The organism is Undibacterium paludis (assembly GCF_022568815.1).
Lineage (GTDB): Bacteria > Pseudomonadota > Gammaproteobacteria > Burkholderiales > Burkholderiaceae_D > Undibacterium.
In genome coordinates, this window is sequence record NZ_JAKZHX010000009.1 from 88,726 (window position 1) to 104,850 (window position 16,125).

The following is a 16,125-nucleotide window of genomic DNA, read 5'->3' on the forward strand; positions in this document are numbered from 1 at the left end:
AAATGATGATGAAAACCATACAACTTGGAAACAGTGAACTCAAAGTCTCGCCCATTTGCCTGGGCACCATGACTTTTGGCGAACAAAATACTGAAGCGCAAGCGCATGAGCAACTCGATTACGCTTTGGAGCGCGGCATTAATTTTATCGACACGGCAGAAATGTACCCGGTCATGCCGCGTGGCGAGACGCAGGGCAGAACTGAGCAATATATCGGCTCCTGGTTAAAGAAATCCGGCAAGCGTAGTGAAGTGGTACTGGCGACCAAGGTAGCAGGCCCATCGCGTGGCATGAACTGGATACGTAACGGGGAGAATGATCTCAATGAAAAAAATATACGGTCCGCGGTAGAAACCAGTCTGCAACGCCTGCAAACGGATTATATAGACTTGTACCAGTTGCACTGGCCCAGCCGCAATGTTCCTATTTTTGGGCAAAAACAATTTGACCCGTCACTGGAAAGAACCTGCACGGCAGTCTCCGAGACAGTCGCCGTACTGAATGCCCTGGTCAAAGAGGGCAAGATACGAACATTTGGCGTGTCTAACGAGACATCCTGGGGTGTCAGTGAATTCATCAAGCAGGCAGAACTGCAAGGTGGCCAGCGTATCGCCAGCATACAAAATGCCTACAACCTGGTAAATCGCTCCTTTGAGCAAGGCCTGGATGAAACCTGCTTTCGTGAAAAAGTCGGCCTGCTTGCTTATAGCCCATTGGCTTTCGGTCAGCTCAGCGGCAAATATATCGATGATGCCAGCGCGCATGGCCGTCTGACTATATTCCCGCCGACCTGGAGCCCGCGATATATGCGTGCCAGCGTATTCGCCGCCAGCAAGCAATACACAGAACTGGCGCGCACCCACGGCATGACTCCTGCACAAATGGCACTGGCCTGGTGCTATTCACGCTGGTTCGTCGCCAGTACCATCATAGGTGCAACCAATCTGGATCAGTTAAAAGAAAACATCGATGCCTGGTCAGTACAGCTTGATGAGGAAGTGATCAAACAAATCAATCTGATACACGAAAAAGCCTGCAACCCAGGTCAATGATCCAGTTGTGCCAACAAGTCGGCAACACTGGCAGCCACACGAAGCGCCAGCGTTGCCAGACGTGATATCAGCAATCTACTTTTGCACCCTGACCGGTAAAGGCACATTGCACAAATCAATATAACCAGCAGGTACTTTATACCAGTCGCCACCACGGTTTCTCTGTGCATCAATAATGTTTTTGAAGGTCGTCGTATCAGTGCGGATAATCTCCAGCTTGCTACGCTCTGCTTCTGGCACATCAGCTGCAACTTTGATCGTCTTGATTGGCGTGCGTTCTTCCGGTTTTTCATAGAAACCGAGAGCACCTGTCCCACGCGGCAAGGTCGTCAACAACTCCATGCCCTGCATGACACGCCCCACCACAGTGATGTTTCTGTCCAACTGGCGTGGCGCATGCCCTGTTACTACGTAAAGAGACGTACCGTTGCCACTATTCGACTCACTGCCTCGCGCAACACCAACACTGGCATAGCAATGTGCCAGCCAGGCTGTACCCGCCCTGGGGTCGCGACCGGCGGCAAAACCGTTGGCATGTCCAACCTGCGGAGCATAACCATCAGCATCGGGCAAGCGGGTGAATGGCAGGTTTGCTGCGTATTTGACGGTGAACTCGCCATCCAGTTTTTGTTTGGCCTTCTTTATTTCACGCTTTTCATCAGGGTCGGCCCATTGCACAACATAGTTTTCTTGTGAACGAACAATCGCCAGACCATCAAAATAGCCTTCACGCACCAGGGTCTTGATATTTTCAATATTCTTGGGAGCAAAATCGGGAGCAAGCTCAATCACCACCCTGCCTTTTTCCAATTCCAGATAGAGTGTATTTTCAGGGTTCAGAGGGCGCCAATCCGTTGCACTGGAGTTTTTCACCAAATCACTGAAGCTGAATTTTGAAGCCTGCGGTGTTTGAGGCGCCTGCGGTGCAACCACCTTATTCTTTGGTTTGGCAGGTTTGGCAAAAACAGGACTCGACAAAAACAGGCCTGCCAGCAAACAAGGAATGACACTTCTTACAGCCGGCAAAGCAGCAAAACGTAGAGGCATTATGTAACTCCAATAAGGTATGCAATGAAATAAACAATTCATACAGCGAATTGCCGCAACAGCAAGTCAGTGACCTTACTCGAATGGGCAGACTTTGTCCATATACCTTAAATATATCTAAGAGCATCAAGACACGAGACTTTGCCCTTCATTTCATTTGACTTTGCCTTGATCATATTGCAAAGTTCGACTTGTCCCGGTAAAAGTCAACATCCTGAGTTACCGATATCACTATTCACTGATCAAGGAGTTTTTGCTTGAAACCTCAACTTCAGCCGCCAACGGGGGCATTTGTAGGCGCTTCCTGGGCCGCCTTGTTTATCGGCGCCCTGACCTATCTGGCCGGCATATGGAATTCAACCATGCAGTTGAATGAGCAAGGCTATTATTTTACTGTCTTGATGTATGGCTTATTTTCTGCCGTCTCCCTGCAAAAGTCGGTACGTGACAAGCTTGAAGGCATACCGGTGACCGGTATTTATTTCGGCCTGTGCTGGCTGTCACTGGGCCTGTCCATCCTGCTGCTGGCGATAGGTCTGTGGAATGCCACACTGGGCTGGAGTGAAAAAGGTTTCTTTGCCATGGCGTTTTTATTGAGTCTGTTTGCCGCAGTCGCTGTACAAAAGAATATACGCGACATCGCCTTGTTCAAAAAAGAAGCTGATCCACTTGGTCATTTCGAGAGTCAGGAAAAATAGGCCTGATTCAGGCAGAAACAAAATAGCCGCACGACTTTGCGGCTATTTCCGTTCACCCTAACCCATCCACATCAACCGTAAGCCAGCGACAGGTGTCCGGCCCTGATGGCCGCCGTCGATTTGACTTCCACCCGCATGGAATTTTGCAGGGACGCGATAGAACCGCCAGCCCTATACTGGAAACTGACCTGCAAGACATCACCCTCTTTCACCGCAACTGGCTGGGCAACCGGCAAAGCCATATAGTGATTAAGCCAATCTATCGTTGATGATGTTTCCATCAGCACGGCCAAAATATTCTTGGTCACAAAACGCAAGGCACTGACCGTACCGGCACGCTCCACAGTGAAACTGCCTTCCCAGCGAATCTGCATTTCATTATTCTGGCTGAAATCAATGATGCTATACAGAGCAGGCTGAGCCAGTTCCAGCGTATCAGCTGAAAACACACCAGGCTGCTGGAATTGAATGATCGGTGCCTGGTAACCTGAAAAATCATAGGTTTGCTGCAAGGGCTGAACGGCCATGACAACTGCTTCAGGGATAAAGACCGGTAAAGGACCGCCAAACTTTTCAATATAACGCCGCTTGAAATTTTCGATGACTTCAACCTGCTTTTCGCGCAGCATGGCGACGTGGATCATTTCACAGATGACGATATCAACAGGTTCTGGTGGTAAATATTCAAAGGCATCGGCATGAATGACCTCGACTTTTTCACCACAGCGATTCATTGCGAGCAGACGACGGGCTTCATCAACCATGTCGGGATTGAATTCAACGCAATAGACCCTGGATGCAGCTTCAGCAGCAAACCAGGACAAAACACCGGTGCCGCCGCCGAGCTCCAGCACCTTGGCACCCTCAAACACCTGACGGCGTATGGCTGCCTTGAAATTATCCATACGATTCAGGTCCATCAACATATTGTGATGGTATTGCAGCGGGATAAACTGTCCGAGATAGCAGCTTTCTGCCTCGCGTTCATTCAACATAATCGCTCCTTGAGTTCCTGGTTTCATCATGTGGCTGCCATTTGAAGTTTGTGCTGGACAGTCAGGTTTCTTCCGGTACGGCTGCATTTTCTATCGCAACACGTCCGGTCATGGAAGCTGATTATCCTTGGCTTATAAAGAAGCGAATGGTGGAGTTGAACGGGGAATCCGCATCATTTCCTGCTTATGACAAAGACTTTTCATGCAGTATGTCTATCCGTTAACTTTATGAAAAGAAACTGAAGTACGCAATAGCCAAACGCAAGAATCTGGTAACAGAATTTAACAATAGCAAGAAAGAAACGCGTCAGCGCAGGGCGGGTATGACTTGCCTGGGACGCTCACAGCGTGCATCGCTGTATGGCTGGACTAACTGTTCCCAACCTTCGCCGGGCGAAGTCTGGGAACAGATCACATGCGCATTGAGTTTGCTGCGCCATTTATACCAGGATGCAGGCTCAGCCTGAACGTGGGCAAATATCAGGAACAATGCAGGCAAGAGTGTCAGCGGCAATACCTGCTTCCATCCATTCATGTGCTTACCCCCTGGTTTGAAATTCGATGCATTAATACATCATTTCATTTTATACCTGGCCCACATCACGATAAAGATGATGCACGATAGCGGGCAAGCTCATCAATGGTCAATATCACCAGGTCATGACTGAGCGCGTATTGAAGAATTTGCTCACCTTTTGCCATGCTACCATCGTCATTCATCAATTCGCACAAGACGGCGGCGGGCGCCAGCCCGGCCATCTGCGCCAGATCAACCGAACCTTCTGTGTGGCCGCGCCGACTGAGCACACCGCCCGGCACTGCACGCAAAGGAAAAACATGTCCAGGGCGCGCCAGGTGCTCTGGTTTGGCATCGGATGCGATGGCAGCCAGGACGGTAGTGACACGATCAGCAGCAGAAACACCCGTTGTCACGCCCTGCTTCGCCTCAATTGACACGGTGAAAGCAGTGCCATAGCGACTTTCGTTGTGACTGACCATGGGGGGCAGGTCAAGTTGCTGCAATTTCTCGTCCGTCAGGCACAGGCAGACGATACCGCTGCAATCACGGATCAAGTGGCTCATGGATTCGACAGTGATTTTCTCTGCCGCGACAATGAGATCAGCCTCGTTTTCACGGTCAAGATCGTCGATAAGCAGAACCGGACGACCGTTACGCAAGTCTTCAAGCGCCCTTGGTAATCGTTGTGCAAAAGGTGCCAGGGATAAAGCCCCACTTTGATCGGAAGTCGTGGTGGTAGTGTTGTTGGTAAATAAGGTATTCAACATGATGAAACGCTCCGCAAAAGTAAATGTGCAAAAGACGTTTCAGGGTGGCAAAAAACGAATAGCCAAACGCAAGCGCCCACGGTTAACACCATAGGAACTATGCATGAGGCGCATCTTCTCTCATCCGGACTATGACCGTCGGCCCTGGAATCACACCAGATCTGCTGACCTTGCAACACACAAACATGCAAGCGCTCGCGGGCTTGTCGACAGTCTGAGCTGCCAATTTACCGCCGGTGGGGAATTACACCCCGCCCTGAAGACGTACAACCTGCCGAAGTATTCGGCGCAATGATTATACTCAAAAAGAAAATATCTTGTTCTGGACACCATAGAAGCCAGACGCTAAGTACGAGCAGGACAGCCATCCATCTAAAATTGTTAAAAACATTGCTTAATTTAAATCGCATTTCCGTGTGGCAATATATATGCTGACAGTGATGGCTCCTGCCAGCTCTTCCTGCCATCAATCCGTGCATTTGCCTGTCGGCGCAACAATTGTTGAATTCATTCAATTCAGGCAAAAAAAACACATCAAAAAGCACATACTTTCTTGTTTTACTTATCGTTTAAATAATTTATTTTTATTTTACGAATTAAACTTAAAACAATATCAGGCCAGCGATTTTATATATGTCAAATACGTATATAAGCAAATGAATACTAAGTAGTTTGGAATATAGCCTGAATTCATTACGATGCACCTACTTTGCGCGAGGCGATATGACTTTAACCTATATATTTTCGGGATTTGCAGTGGGCACCCTGGTCGGTTTAACCGGTGTAGGTGGCGGCTCGCTCATGACTCCCCTGCTTACTCTGCTGTTTGGTGTGTCACCCACAGTCGCTGTAGGGACCGACCTCGCCTTCGCCTCCATCACCAAGGCAACTGGCACCTTCACTCATCGCCTGCGTGGCACGGTCGACTGGGCCGTAGTACGTCTGCTATGCTATGGCGCATTGCCGGCAGCAATAGTTGCCACCTTGTTCCTCAAACATTTTGGTGCATTGGATAAAGAAATCGGCCAGTTAATACGTTACTCCATCGCCGTATCTGTCTTGCTGACTGTTGTTGCACTGCTATTCAAAGGCAGAATGCTGAACTGGCTGAATAAACATCCGGAAAAACAGTTGCACGGCAAAAACCTCGCCATTGCCACCATAGTCGCGGGTGCAGTACTGGGCACCCTGGTTACCATATCATCCATCGGCGCAGGTGCCATTGGCGCCACACTGCTGGTGATGCTGTACCCACGCATGTCTGCGGCACATATCGCCGGTACTGATATCGCCTATGCTGTGCCTTTGACTGCCATTGCCGCATTTGGGCACTGGTGGTTGGGTTCCATAGACTGGGCATTGCTTGGCAGCCTGTTGTTAGGTTCTTTGCCTGGCATTACCCTGGGCTCAATGGCTGCCCGCGCCGTACCCGAAAAATTTTTACGTGGCTTGCTGGCGACTACCTTGACACTGGTCGCTGCCAAGCTGGTGCTTTAACCTGCTTTTAAACACTATTTGCAATCGCGTGCTTAACCGCGCATTTTATGGATAAAAAAGATGTATCGTTACGACCAGCACGATCACCAAATCATCAAGGAACGTATTGCGCAGTACCGTGACCAGGTACGTCGCCGCTTAGCGAATGAATTGACTGAAGAAGAATTCCTGCCTCTGCGTTTGCAAAACGGCTTATACAATCAACGGCATGCCTATATGCTGCGCGTTGCTGTGCCCTATGGCATGCTGTCCTCTGCGCAGATGCGCAAGTTTGCTCATATCGCGCGCACTTATGATCGTGGTTACGGGCACTTTACGACGCGTCAGAATATCCAGTATAACTGGATCAATCTGGAACAGTCACCAGACATCCTGGAAGAACTGGCATCAGTAGAAATGCACGCCATACAGACATCCGGCAATTGCATGCGCAATATTACTTCGGATGAATTTGCCGGCGTTGCAGCAGATGAAGTGATTGATCCACGCCCTTATGCAGAGATACTGCGCCAGTGGACAACTTTCCACCCTGAATTTGCCTACCTGCCACGTAAATTCAAGATCGCCATCAATGGTGCGCTGGAAGACCGTGCTGCAATTGCCGTGCATGATATCGGCCTGACCGTCGTACACAACGAAGCAGGCGAAGTTGGTTTCAAGGTCATGGTTGGCGGCGGCATGGGCCGCACCCCCATACTAGGCGCTGTAATACGCGAATTCCTGCCATGGCAGCATGTCATGACTTATCTGGAAGCGATACTGCGCATCTATAACCAGTATGGTCGTCGTGACAACAAGTACAAGGCACGCATCAAAATCCTGGTAAAAGCCATCGGCGCAGATGTATTCGCCAAACAGGTTGAAGAAGAATGGGCTGATATCAAGGATGGCCCGGCAACACTGACAAAAGATGAATTACAACGTGTCGCCTCTTATTTCAGCACTCCAGCATATTTGGATTTGCCAGCAACAGATGACAGTTATGAGCAGCACAAAGCCGATAACAAGGCTTTTGCCAACTGGGTCAAGCGTAATGTCAAACCGCACAAGGTTGCAGGCTATGCTGCTGTCGTGCTGTCCCTGAAAAAACCGGGCGTACCACCAGGTGATGCAACTGCAGGGCAAATGGATTTTATTGCCAACCTGGCTGACCGCTATAGCTTTGGCGAATTACGCGTCACTCACGAGCAGAATCTGGTGCTGTCCGATGTACAGCAATCCGAACTGTTCAGTTTGTGGCAAGAAGCCAAAGCACAGGGCCTGGCGACGCCGAACATTGGCTTGCTGACCGACATGATTTGCTGCCCCGGCGGTGACTTCTGCTCACTGGCCAATGCCAAGTCCATCCCTATTGCACTTGATATCACTGATCGATTTGCCGACCTTGATTATCTGCACGATATTGGTGACCTGGAGTTGAATATGTCCGGCTGTATCAATGCCTGCGGCCATCACCATGTCGGCAATATCGGCATCCTCGGCGTCGACAAGGACGGCAGCGAGTTTTACCAGGTATCCATCGGCGGTGCGCAGGGTAATAAGGCCGCGATAGGCAAGATCATAGGGCCGTCTTTCTCGGCTGGCCAAATGCCGGAAGTCATAGAACGCATCGTGCAAGTGTACCTGCGTGACCGCATAGAGAACGAGCGCTTCATCGATACAGCGCAAAGATTGGGAATCGCACCATTCAAAGACTATGTGTATGCGACACCGATCAAAACGACAGAACATCATGGCGAAGACGCCGGTGCTGCCGTCTCCTACTGAAAAAGAGAATTTGTATGCGTGAAATTATCAAAGACAAGAGCATCATTCAGGACGACTGGTCTGTATTGCGCCTGAGTGAAACTGAAACACCAGACGCTATTGAAGTACCCGCAGGCAAGGTCCTGATTCCCTTGAAAGTATGGCTATTGCAAAAAGAAGCCCTGCTGCCACGGCTGAAAGCCAATAAAGACCTTGCCATCTGGTTCAGCAGTGATGAGCAAGCAAAAGACTTGAAAGAAGATATTGCCCTGTTTGATTTGCTGGCAGTTGATTTTCCCAAGTTCTCTGATGGTCGCGGCTACTCCATCGCCTACAACTTGCGTGCACGGTTTGCGTTCACTGGTGAGTTGCGAGCGATTGGCGATGTCTTGCGTGACCAGTTGTTTTATATGCAGCGTGTTGGTTTCAATGCGTTTGCCACCCGCGAAGACCGCGATATCAAGGAAGCCATCAAGGGTTTGACGGATTTTTCAGAAAAATACCAGACATCCTGGGATGAAAAAAATCCCCTGTTCCGCCGTGCGGAAAGAACAGGAGTGCAGGCATGAACGACTTTCAGGAACGTCTGGCCGCCACCCAGGCCATATTGGAGAAAGTCGCAAGCGACTATGAACCAGCCGTATTTGCTTCCAGCCTGGCAGCAGAAGACATGGTGTTGACTGACCTGATTTTGCGCAAGAAACTGAATATCGCTATATTCTCCCTGGAAACCGGTCGCCTGCATGCAGAGACTCTGGGCATGCTTGATCGCGTCAAAGAAGTCTATGGCACAGATATCAAGCTATACAAACCTGATCCGGCCGCCGTTGAAGCCTATGTCAGCCAGCATGGCAAGAACGCCTTTTACGACAGTGTAGAACTGCGCAAGGAATGCTGCCGCATACGCAAGGTAGAACCCCTGAAGCGTGCCCTCGCGGGTAACAAGGCCTGGGTAACAGGTCAGCGTCGCGCCCAGGCCGCCACCCGCACGGAACTTGCCGTGCAGGAACAGGATACAACACATCAGCTGCAAAAATTCAATCCTTTGGCAGATTGGTCAGAAGATGATGTCTGGCACTATATAAAAAGCAATGATGTGCCTTACAATCCTTTACATGACAAGGGATATCCTTCAATAGGCTGTGAACCTTGCACGCGGGCTATACAGCCAGGTGAAGATGTACGAGCCGGACGATGGTGGTGGGAAAACCCCGATTCCAAGGAATGTGGCCTGCATGTAGTCGATGGCAAGCTGATCCGTATTAAACAAGTTGTCTGAAGAAGAAAATCATGAATACTGTCGTGGAAAACCATTTTATTGATGCAGCGAGCAATCGCCATCTTGACTGGCTGGAATCAGAAGCCATTCATATCATGCGCGAAGTCGCGGCTGAATGTAGCAACCCTGCCCTGCTGTTTTCCGGCGGCAAAGACTCCATCGTTTTGCTGCGTCTGGCAGAAAAGGCTTTCCGCCCGGGTAAATTCCCTTTCCCGCTGGTGCACATTGATACCGGCCACAACTTCCCTGAAGTCATCGCCTTTCGCGACAAACGCGTTGCAGAACTCGGCGAACGCCTGATTGTTGGTTCAGTCGAAGAATCGATACGTCGAGGCACAGTACGCCTGCGCAACCCGGCTACTGACTCCCGCAATGCAGCACAAGCCGTGACCTTGCTGGAAACCATCGCCGAGCATAAATTTGATGCCTGTATAGGCGGCGCCCGCCGCGATGAAGAAAAAGCCCGTGCCAAAGAACGGATTTTCTCTTTCCGTGATGAATTCGGTCAATGGAACCCAAAAGCACAACGCCCTGAACTGTGGGACTTGTACAACACGCGCGTCCACAATGGTGAAAACATGCGCGTATTCCCGATATCGAACTGGACTGAACTAGATGTCTGGCAATACATCGCCCGTGAAAAACTGGCCTTGCCAGAAATCTATTTTGCCCATGAACGTCAGGTCATCCCGCGCAACGGTTTGCTGGTGCCACTGACCGACCTGACACCGCCACGTGACGGTGAGACAGTTGAGACACAGATCGTGCGCTTCCGTACCGTCGGCGACATCTCGTGCACCTGCCCGGTATCTTCCGACGCCGCAACTGTTGAGGCCATCATCGCTGAAACCGCGATTACCCAGATTACGGAACGCGGCGCCACCCGCATGGACGACCAGACATCAGAAGCATCAATGGAAAAACGTAAAAAAGAAGGATATTTCTAATGAACGCCGTAGAACAATTGACTGCCGCTGTTGGTAAGGAACGTGGCCTGCTGCGCTTCATCACGGCCGGTTCTGTAGACGATGGCAAGAGCACATTGATAGGCCGCCTGCTGTTTGACAGCAAAGGCATTTTTGCTGACCAGCTTGATGCCATCTCACGCGCAAAACACAAACGCACGGTTGGTGACACCATAGATCTGTCCCTGCTGACCGATGGCCTCGAAGCAGAACGGGAACAAGGCATCACCATTGACGTTGCCTATCGTTATTTCGCAACGCCAAGACGCAAATTCATCATTGCCGACACGCCCGGTCATGAGCAATACACGCGCAACATGGTCACTGGCGCATCGACGGCTGATGCCGTCATCATTCTGATTGACGTATCCAAAGTCAAACTCAATGATGATGGCAGCGTGGATTTGCTGACGCAAACCAAACGCCATTCGACTATCGCCCATTTGCTGCAAATTGAACATGTGGTCGTTGCCGTCAACAAGATGGACTTGGTCAACTATGATCAGACGGTTTATGACCGCATCATCAAGGCTTATCAGGAATTTGCCGACCAGCTGGGGCTGAAGGATATACGCCCTATCCCGCTGTCTGCCCTGGCTGGCGACAACGTCGTGACTGCCAGCGAAAAACTGGCATGGTATAAAGGCCCGACACTGATAGAGTTGCTGGAATCATTAAGTGTTTATGACGCCTGCCACGATGAGCCCTTCCGTTTTCCAGTACAACTGGTGGCACGCCATAATGGCCATGAAGCAAATGACTTCCGTGGTTATATGGGGCGCATAGAAGCAGGCAAGGTCAGCAAGGGCGATAAATTGCTGGTACAACCTGGTGGACAGACTGCCACTGTCAAAGACATTCTGACACTCAACACCTCACTTGATACGGCTGTAGTCGGTCAGTCAGTGACCATATTGCTTGATGAATATGTCGATATTTCACGGGGCGACATGCTAGTCGGCATTGACAGACCAGCAACTCTACTGAAAACCGTGAACGCTGATCTGTGCTGGCTGTCAGAGGATGCACTTGATGTGCGCCGCAAGTACTGGCTCAAGCATACAACCAGACAAGTTGCGGCCAGGGTAACTGCGATTGACACCCTGCTCGATATCAATACACAAGAACGCCGCCCGGCAGATAGCCTCAAGCTCAATGATATTGCCACGGTCACACTGAATGTTGCCCAGGCTCTGGCAGCTGACGACTATCAGGACTTGCGGTCCACTGGTGCCTTCATTCTCATCGATGAAGTCACGCATCAGACCGTTGCTGCTGGCATGATACGACTTGGATAAGCCCGTGGGTCCAAGTCATGGCAAAGTCTATCTGATTGGTGCCGGCCCTGGTGCGGCGGACCTGATTACGGTCCGCGGTGCCAATCTGCTGGCAAAGGCCGACGTCGTACTCTACGACGCCCTGGTGACGGCAGAAATGCTGGATTTATGTCCACAGGCACTAAAAATTTCAGTAGGCAAGCGCAGCGGGCAGCGCTCTGCCGCACAAGAACATATCAATGAGCAGTTGGTCGAATGCGCAGCAAAATACGCGCTGGTCGTACGCCTGAAAGGCGGTGATCCTATGCTGTTCGGTCGCGCAGATGAGGAGTTGAATGCACTGGAATCGGCCGACATTGATTACGAAATCGTACCAGGCATCACAACCGCACTGGCTGCGGCAGCCAGCGTACGCCAGCCACTGACAAAGCGAGGCATCGCCCGTAGTGTGGCTTTGTTTACTTCCAGTACGGCCCCAGGAGAAAGTACCGACACCCGCATCCCTGAATGCGACACACTGGTCCAGTACATGGGAGGCAGGGAGGCCATGCTGACTGCACAGCGCATGCTAGCGGCAAATTTTCCCGGCGATCTGCCTGTCATCATCATAGAAAACTGCAGCCGCCCGGATGAATGCAGCAAGGCCCTGAGCCTCAACGAACTATCGCAGGGACTACCGGCCAGTACAGGCCCAGTACTGGTGATGATGGGTGAAGCAATGCGTGCCCGCCCCAAGTCAGGTACTTGAACACATCCTAATTTGGCAGTCTGACGCCAAGTTTTTTTGCCATCAACTGCAAAGCACCTCCATCACGCAATTGCTCGTACAGTTCGTCATAGCGTGAGCGGAGCTGCTCGCAGACAGCATTTTTACAGTAAGCCAGGTAGCCGTCCTGCATATCCATGAAGGGTTCTATCATCAGCAATTCATGGCCGACACCCAGTGTTTTCATGACAGCTTCGGTATTGCGCGTATTGGTCGCCAAAAAATCCACCCTTTTGGCCAACAGCATATTAATGCCATTAGTTAGTGAATTGGCGCTCACCGGTTTGATGGTATTACGCAAGGCTTCAAATTGCGCGCCATAGACCCAGCCATTGATGACGCCCAGTCTGGCACCTGACAAATTCGAATAATTCCCGTCCCAACCCAGATCGCTGCCCTTGCGCACATATAACACCATCAGGTCACGGTAAAACGCTCTTTTGGCAAAGTTGAATTTGGCTTCACGCTCTGCCGTTTTATAAGGCCCTATCAGTATTTGGGCCTGTTCATTTTCAACCATCCATTGCGCCCTGGTCCAGGGATAGATTTCAAACTTGACCTCATCACCATTTTGCCTGGCCAGGGCCCGGACAATTTCCACACCCAGCCCGGTAAATTCACCATTGTGGTTACGTTCAAATACGTTGGCAAATTCTGTACCTACCGCCAACACCTGCCCGGCATGTGCGATATTTACTTGCAAAAGCAAAACTGCAAGCATGGTCAGTACAAATAAAAATAAGCTTTTAAGTCGACGCATGGCCGGTCTGGTAGTAAGCCGTATTGAATAAAGCAGGCATGGGCGTAACACCCAGGACATGCATGAAATTCGTGATGGGAATCAGTTCTACACCAATTTCAGGCAATAGTCACGAATCGCCATCAAGACGGTCTCATCTTCGCCAACAGCATTCTTGATGTTGAATTCAAGATCGGGGTAGGTCGTCCGCATCTGTTCAGCCAGGGCAGGCAAGTCACGCTGTACATGGCCACCCTGCCCCAAAAACACCGGTGCCACGGTCACGGACTGGCATCCATCGCGAACCAGCTGGGCTACCAGATCAGGCAGGGACGGTGTCATCAACTCCAGGAACGCCAGTTCAACTGTCATATCAGGGCGACTTTCCTGAGTCATTTTTTGCAGCCTTTGAAATGGCGCAGCCCAGCGCGGATCACGGGCACCGTGAGCAAACAGGACCAGAGCAGATTTATTCACCATCAGTTTCTTTCAACGTAGCGCAAACCAAGTGCAGCAATGATCAAGAACAAGATACTCGGCACCACCGCCGTCACCAATGCTGGCCATGTGTTGAGCAAACCAACATGCGAGAACAAGGCATTGCTCAGGTAAAAAATCATCCCTATCATGATGCCACTGAAAATCTTCAGGCTGACACCGCCACTGCGCACGTGCAGGTAAGCAAATGGCAAGGCCAGGGCCATCATCACCAGGGTGGCAAACGGATAGGTGATTTTTTTCCAGAAGGCGATTTCATAACGCTCACCATCTTGCTTATTATCTGCCAGATGTTTGGTAAATGCCGCAAGGTCTGTTGCCGACATGCGATCCGGGTCGGCAAACAAAACAGACAGGATATCCGGTGTCACTTCAGACACTACATCACGGCTTGCCAGCTTCTCACTCTTGACTGCAGCAATATCTTCACTGGTCAAGGTCTTGGGGAAGGATGTTTCAATGACATCAAACAGGCGCCAGGTATTTTTGCCTACATATTCTGCATCGGCCGCAGTCATCTCATGCGAAAGATGGAAGTTTTTATCGAACTCGAATATCTTGACACCTTTCAGGTGGCGATTCGGCATGATTTCCTTGACGTTCAAGAAACGGGAGCCGATGACATCACCCGTTAAACCATTTTCCCGCACCAAATCCTTGGTCCACAAGCCGGTACGGAATTCCTGCTCAAGTGATTCACCTATGGCACTGAGTTTCATTTTTTCTGCGAATTTGCTGGAAACCGGCGAGAGGATCTCGCCAAACAAAAATGTCAATAAAACAAATATCATGCCTATCTTGAGCAGGATATGACCAACCATCATGGTTGACATACTGGAAGCACGCATGATGGTGAATTCAGAATTGGAAGCAAATTGCGCCAGTACATAAATCGTGCCTATCAGCACGGCAATAGGCATGAATTCATAGATGCGCCCAGGCCAGCCGAGCAGCACATAGATCACGGCATGCTTGAGCTGATACCCTCCCTTGTTGACTGAGGATTGTAATTCGTTGACCAGATCAAAAAAGGAGAACAAGGCCAGCAAAGCCAGCATGACGAACAGGACCGAACGAAGGATCTCGGCGCCAAAGTATTTTTGTAAAATTTTCATGCCGGGCACTTTTCCTTACCGCGCAGACCAGACTTGCAGCGTGACCACAATATCAGGGGATGCCAGCGACTATTGACTTTTAAACGCCATAAAAACATACCAAGGGTCAAAAGGGCCACAAACAGGTGATGCGGCCACCACGCCATCGCAAAACTGCTGCGCTCCTGAACGACCAGTGCCTGCAAGATATTCGTGACAGACAGGTAGGTCACCACCAGCAACAAAGCAACGATCAGATTGGCCGAACGGCCGACACGTGGGTTGACGTAACCAAGCGGGATAGCCAGCAATAGCAGGACAGCACACATCACCGGCAGCGATATGCGCCACAGCAACTCGCCAAACTTGGTACTGTCGAGATTTTCCAGCAAGGCCATCAAGGGCATGGATTTGGCCGAATTGTCACCGGTTATGCTGGCATTCTGGCTTGACACCAGCACACCGTATTTTTCAAATTGCATCATCTGGAAATCTGGCGCCGTCGGCAAGCCATCATAACGCCGCCCCTTGCTCATCACCAGGAATTTGTCACCAGCCTTGTCGATTTCTATCATCCCTTCCCTGGCCACGACAATACTTGAGTGCCCGTCTTTATAGGTATTGATGAATATGTTTTGCACCTTGCTGAGGTCACCGGCCACTTCTTCGACAAAGAATATACGGTCTGAAGAAGCCGATTCCTGGAACTTTCCGGGCGCCACCTTGGCGATATCCGAGCGTTTTTCAAAGCGTTCGCGAAACTCCACATTTTGCTGGTTTGCCCAGGGGGTGACAATAAAACTCAGCAAGCCCGTCAATATGATGAGGGGACCGCCAAAGCGCAATACGGGAGATATCCATTGCGTCAGGCTGAGGCCGGAAGCGAACCAGACCACCATTTCGGAATCCTGGTAGCTGCGGGTGACCACCAGGAGAACGGAGATAAAGCCCGTCAGCAGCAACAGGATATGCATGTTCATCAGGGCAGTGAAGCCTATCAGGGCCACTACATCCGTGGATGCAACTTTACCTCCCGCCGCGTATCCAAGGATTTTAATAAGCATCACGGAAATCGTGATGGTGAACAAAGTAGTGAAGACTGCGCCTGCGGCACTGTTTAATTCACGTCGAAGCGCGCGCTGAAAAATCATGAGTAGGATTATAATATCTGTTTTACGAGACTTA

The 16,125-nt window shown here is 50.5% G+C and carries 17 protein-coding genes and 1 riboswitch; of the genes, 9 read left to right on the forward strand and 8 right to left on the reverse strand.

The window, feature by feature from the left end:
• Nucleotides 1-8: 8 nt before the first annotated feature.
• Entirely contained in the window at nt 9-1,052 is a 1,044-nt protein-coding gene (locus tag LZ463_RS16190; RefSeq protein ID WP_241457056.1) for an aldo/keto reductase, read from the forward strand.
• Between the two features lie 75 nt (nt 1,053-1,127).
• On the opposite strand, the gene LZ463_RS16195 is transcribed toward LZ463_RS16190, so the two are convergent.
• A complete protein-coding gene (locus tag LZ463_RS16195) occupies nt 1,128-2,099 on the reverse strand; it encodes a peptidylprolyl isomerase (RefSeq protein WP_241456857.1) in 972 nt (323 codons plus the stop codon).
• Between the two features lie 257 nt (nt 2,100-2,356).
• On the opposite strand from LZ463_RS16195, the gene yiaA reads away from it, so the two are divergent.
• Nucleotides 2,357-2,797: an inner membrane protein YiaA gene (yiaA, locus tag LZ463_RS16200; protein WP_241456858.1), complete on the forward strand. Its 441-nt coding sequence runs from the start codon at nt 2,357-2,359 to the stop codon at nt 2,795-2,797.
• 71 nt (nt 2,798-2,868) lie between these two features.
• Here yiaA and LZ463_RS16205 read toward each other — a convergent pair whose 3' ends face one another.
• The 3 genes from LZ463_RS16205 to ribB all read right to left on the reverse strand — a co-directional run bounded on the left by LZ463_RS16205 (nt 2,869) and on the right by ribB (nt 5,079).
• Nucleotides 2,869-3,792 carry a class I SAM-dependent methyltransferase gene (locus LZ463_RS16205; RefSeq protein WP_241456859.1) on the reverse strand — a complete coding sequence of 308 codons (924 nt, stop codon included), beginning with the start codon at nt 3,790-3,792 and terminating at the stop codon, nt 2,869-2,871.
• 307 nt (nt 3,793-4,099) lie between these two features.
• A complete protein-coding gene (locus LZ463_RS16210; protein ID WP_241456860.1) occupies nt 4,100-4,327 on the reverse strand; it encodes a hypothetical protein in 228 nt (75 codons plus the stop codon).
• Nucleotides 4,328-4,392: 65 nt separating this feature from the next.
• Nucleotides 4,393-5,079, reverse strand: coding sequence for a 3,4-dihydroxy-2-butanone-4-phosphate synthase (gene ribB, locus LZ463_RS16215; RefSeq protein WP_241456861.1), 687 nt, complete (start codon nt 5,077-5,079; stop codon nt 4,393-4,395).
• Between the two features lie 108 nt (nt 5,080-5,187).
• Nucleotides 5,188-5,347: riboswitch (FMN riboswitch) on the reverse strand.
• Between the two features lie 455 nt (nt 5,348-5,802).
• Here ribB and LZ463_RS16220 point away from each other — a divergent pair.
• The 7 genes from LZ463_RS16220 to cobA are packed head-to-tail and all read left to right on the forward strand — an operon-like array spanning nt 5,803 to nt 12,591.
• Nucleotides 5,803-6,576, forward strand: coding sequence for a sulfite exporter TauE/SafE family protein (locus tag LZ463_RS16220; RefSeq protein ID WP_241456862.1), 774 nt, complete (start codon nt 5,803-5,805; stop codon nt 6,574-6,576).
• Between the two features lie 60 nt (nt 6,577-6,636).
• On the forward strand, nt 6,637-8,343 hold the full coding sequence (locus LZ463_RS16225) for a nitrite/sulfite reductase (RefSeq protein ID WP_241456863.1): 1,707 nt from the start codon (nt 6,637-6,639) through the stop codon (nt 8,341-8,343).
• 14 nt (nt 8,344-8,357) lie between these two features.
• A complete protein-coding gene (locus LZ463_RS16230) occupies nt 8,358-8,891 on the forward strand; it encodes a DUF934 domain-containing protein (RefSeq protein ID WP_241456864.1) in 534 nt (177 codons plus the stop codon).
• Complete coding sequence (locus tag LZ463_RS16235; protein WP_241456865.1) at nt 8,888-9,601, forward strand: phosphoadenylyl-sulfate reductase; 714 nt, start codon at nt 8,888-8,890, stop codon at nt 9,599-9,601. Before LZ463_RS16230 ends, LZ463_RS16235 begins: the two co-directional genes overlap by 4 nt.
• Before the next feature lie 11 nt (nt 9,602-9,612).
• Nucleotides 9,613-10,548, forward strand: a complete 936-nt coding sequence (gene cysD / locus LZ463_RS16240; RefSeq protein ID WP_241456866.1) for a sulfate adenylyltransferase subunit CysD — start codon at nt 9,613-9,615, stop codon at nt 10,546-10,548.
• Entirely contained in the window at nt 10,548-11,864 is a 1,317-nt protein-coding gene (locus LZ463_RS16245; RefSeq protein ID WP_241456867.1) for a sulfate adenylyltransferase subunit 1, read from the forward strand. The genes cysD and LZ463_RS16245 overlap by 1 nt, the downstream gene beginning before the upstream one ends.
• Nucleotides 11,865-11,868: 4 nt before the next feature.
• Complete coding sequence (gene cobA, locus LZ463_RS16250) at nt 11,869-12,591, forward strand: uroporphyrinogen-III C-methyltransferase (protein ID WP_241456868.1); 723 nt, start codon at nt 11,869-11,871, stop codon at nt 12,589-12,591.
• Nucleotides 12,592-12,598: 7 nt separating this feature from the next.
• Here the strand turns inward: cobA and LZ463_RS16255 are convergent, their stop codons facing one another.
• The 4 genes from LZ463_RS16255 to lptF form a co-directional block, all read right to left on the reverse strand.
• Nucleotides 12,599-13,312 carry a substrate-binding periplasmic protein gene (locus LZ463_RS16255; protein WP_241456869.1) on the reverse strand — a complete coding sequence of 238 codons (714 nt, stop codon included), beginning with the start codon at nt 13,310-13,312 and terminating at the stop codon, nt 12,599-12,601.
• Between the two features lie 144 nt (nt 13,313-13,456).
• Nucleotides 13,457-13,828, reverse strand: a complete 372-nt coding sequence (locus LZ463_RS16260) for a sirohydrochlorin chelatase (protein ID WP_241456870.1) — start codon at nt 13,826-13,828, stop codon at nt 13,457-13,459.
• A complete protein-coding gene (gene lptG, locus LZ463_RS16265) occupies nt 13,828-14,961 on the reverse strand; it encodes an LPS export ABC transporter permease LptG (RefSeq protein WP_241456871.1) in 1,134 nt (377 codons plus the stop codon). Before lptG ends, LZ463_RS16260 begins: the two co-directional genes overlap by 1 nt.
• Nucleotides 14,958-16,091: an LPS export ABC transporter permease LptF gene (gene lptF / locus LZ463_RS16270; protein ID WP_241456872.1), complete on the reverse strand. Its 1,134-nt coding sequence runs from the start codon at nt 16,089-16,091 to the stop codon at nt 14,958-14,960. The genes lptG and lptF overlap by 4 nt, the downstream gene beginning before the upstream one ends.
• Between the last annotated feature and the right edge of the window lie 34 nt (nt 16,092-16,125).

What these genes read in the sequence shown, in the direction of transcription:
- LZ463_RS16190 (WP_241457056.1), top strand. Translation starts at nt 9, where the DNA reads ATGAAAACCATACAACTTGGAAACAGTGAACTCAAAGTCTCGCCCATT.
- LZ463_RS16195 (WP_241456857.1), bottom strand. Translation starts at nt 2,099, where the DNA reads ATGCCTCTACGTTTTGCTGCTTTGCCGGCTGTAAGAAGTGTCATTCCT.
- LZ463_RS16205 (WP_241456859.1), bottom strand. Translation starts at nt 3,792, where the DNA reads ATGTTGAATGAACGCGAGGCAGAAAGCTGCTATCTCGGACAGTTTATC.
- LZ463_RS16210 (WP_241456860.1), bottom strand. Translation starts at nt 4,327, where the DNA reads ATGAATGGATGGAAGCAGGTATTGCCGCTGACACTCTTGCCTGCATTG.
- ribB (WP_241456861.1), bottom strand. Translation starts at nt 5,079, where the DNA reads ATGTTGAATACCTTATTTACCAACAACACTACCACCACGACTTCCGAT.
- LZ463_RS16220 (WP_241456862.1), top strand. Translation starts at nt 5,803, where the DNA reads ATGACTTTAACCTATATATTTTCGGGATTTGCAGTGGGCACCCTGGTC.
- LZ463_RS16225 (WP_241456863.1), top strand. Translation starts at nt 6,637, where the DNA reads ATGTATCGTTACGACCAGCACGATCACCAAATCATCAAGGAACGTATT.
- LZ463_RS16230 (WP_241456864.1), top strand. Translation starts at nt 8,358, where the DNA reads ATGCGTGAAATTATCAAAGACAAGAGCATCATTCAGGACGACTGGTCT.
- LZ463_RS16235 (WP_241456865.1), top strand. Translation starts at nt 8,888, where the DNA reads ATGAACGACTTTCAGGAACGTCTGGCCGCCACCCAGGCCATATTGGAG.
- cysD (WP_241456866.1), top strand. Translation starts at nt 9,613, where the DNA reads ATGAATACTGTCGTGGAAAACCATTTTATTGATGCAGCGAGCAATCGC.
- LZ463_RS16245 (WP_241456867.1), top strand. Translation starts at nt 10,548, where the DNA reads ATGAACGCCGTAGAACAATTGACTGCCGCTGTTGGTAAGGAACGTGGC.
- LZ463_RS16260 (WP_241456870.1), bottom strand. Translation starts at nt 13,828, where the DNA reads ATGGTGAATAAATCTGCTCTGGTCCTGTTTGCTCACGGTGCCCGTGAT.
- lptG (WP_241456871.1), bottom strand. Translation starts at nt 14,961, where the DNA reads ATGAAAATTTTACAAAAATACTTTGGCGCCGAGATCCTTCGTTCGGTC.
- lptF (WP_241456872.1), bottom strand. Translation starts at nt 16,091, where the DNA reads ATGATTTTTCAGCGCGCGCTTCGACGTGAATTAAACAGTGCCGCAGGC.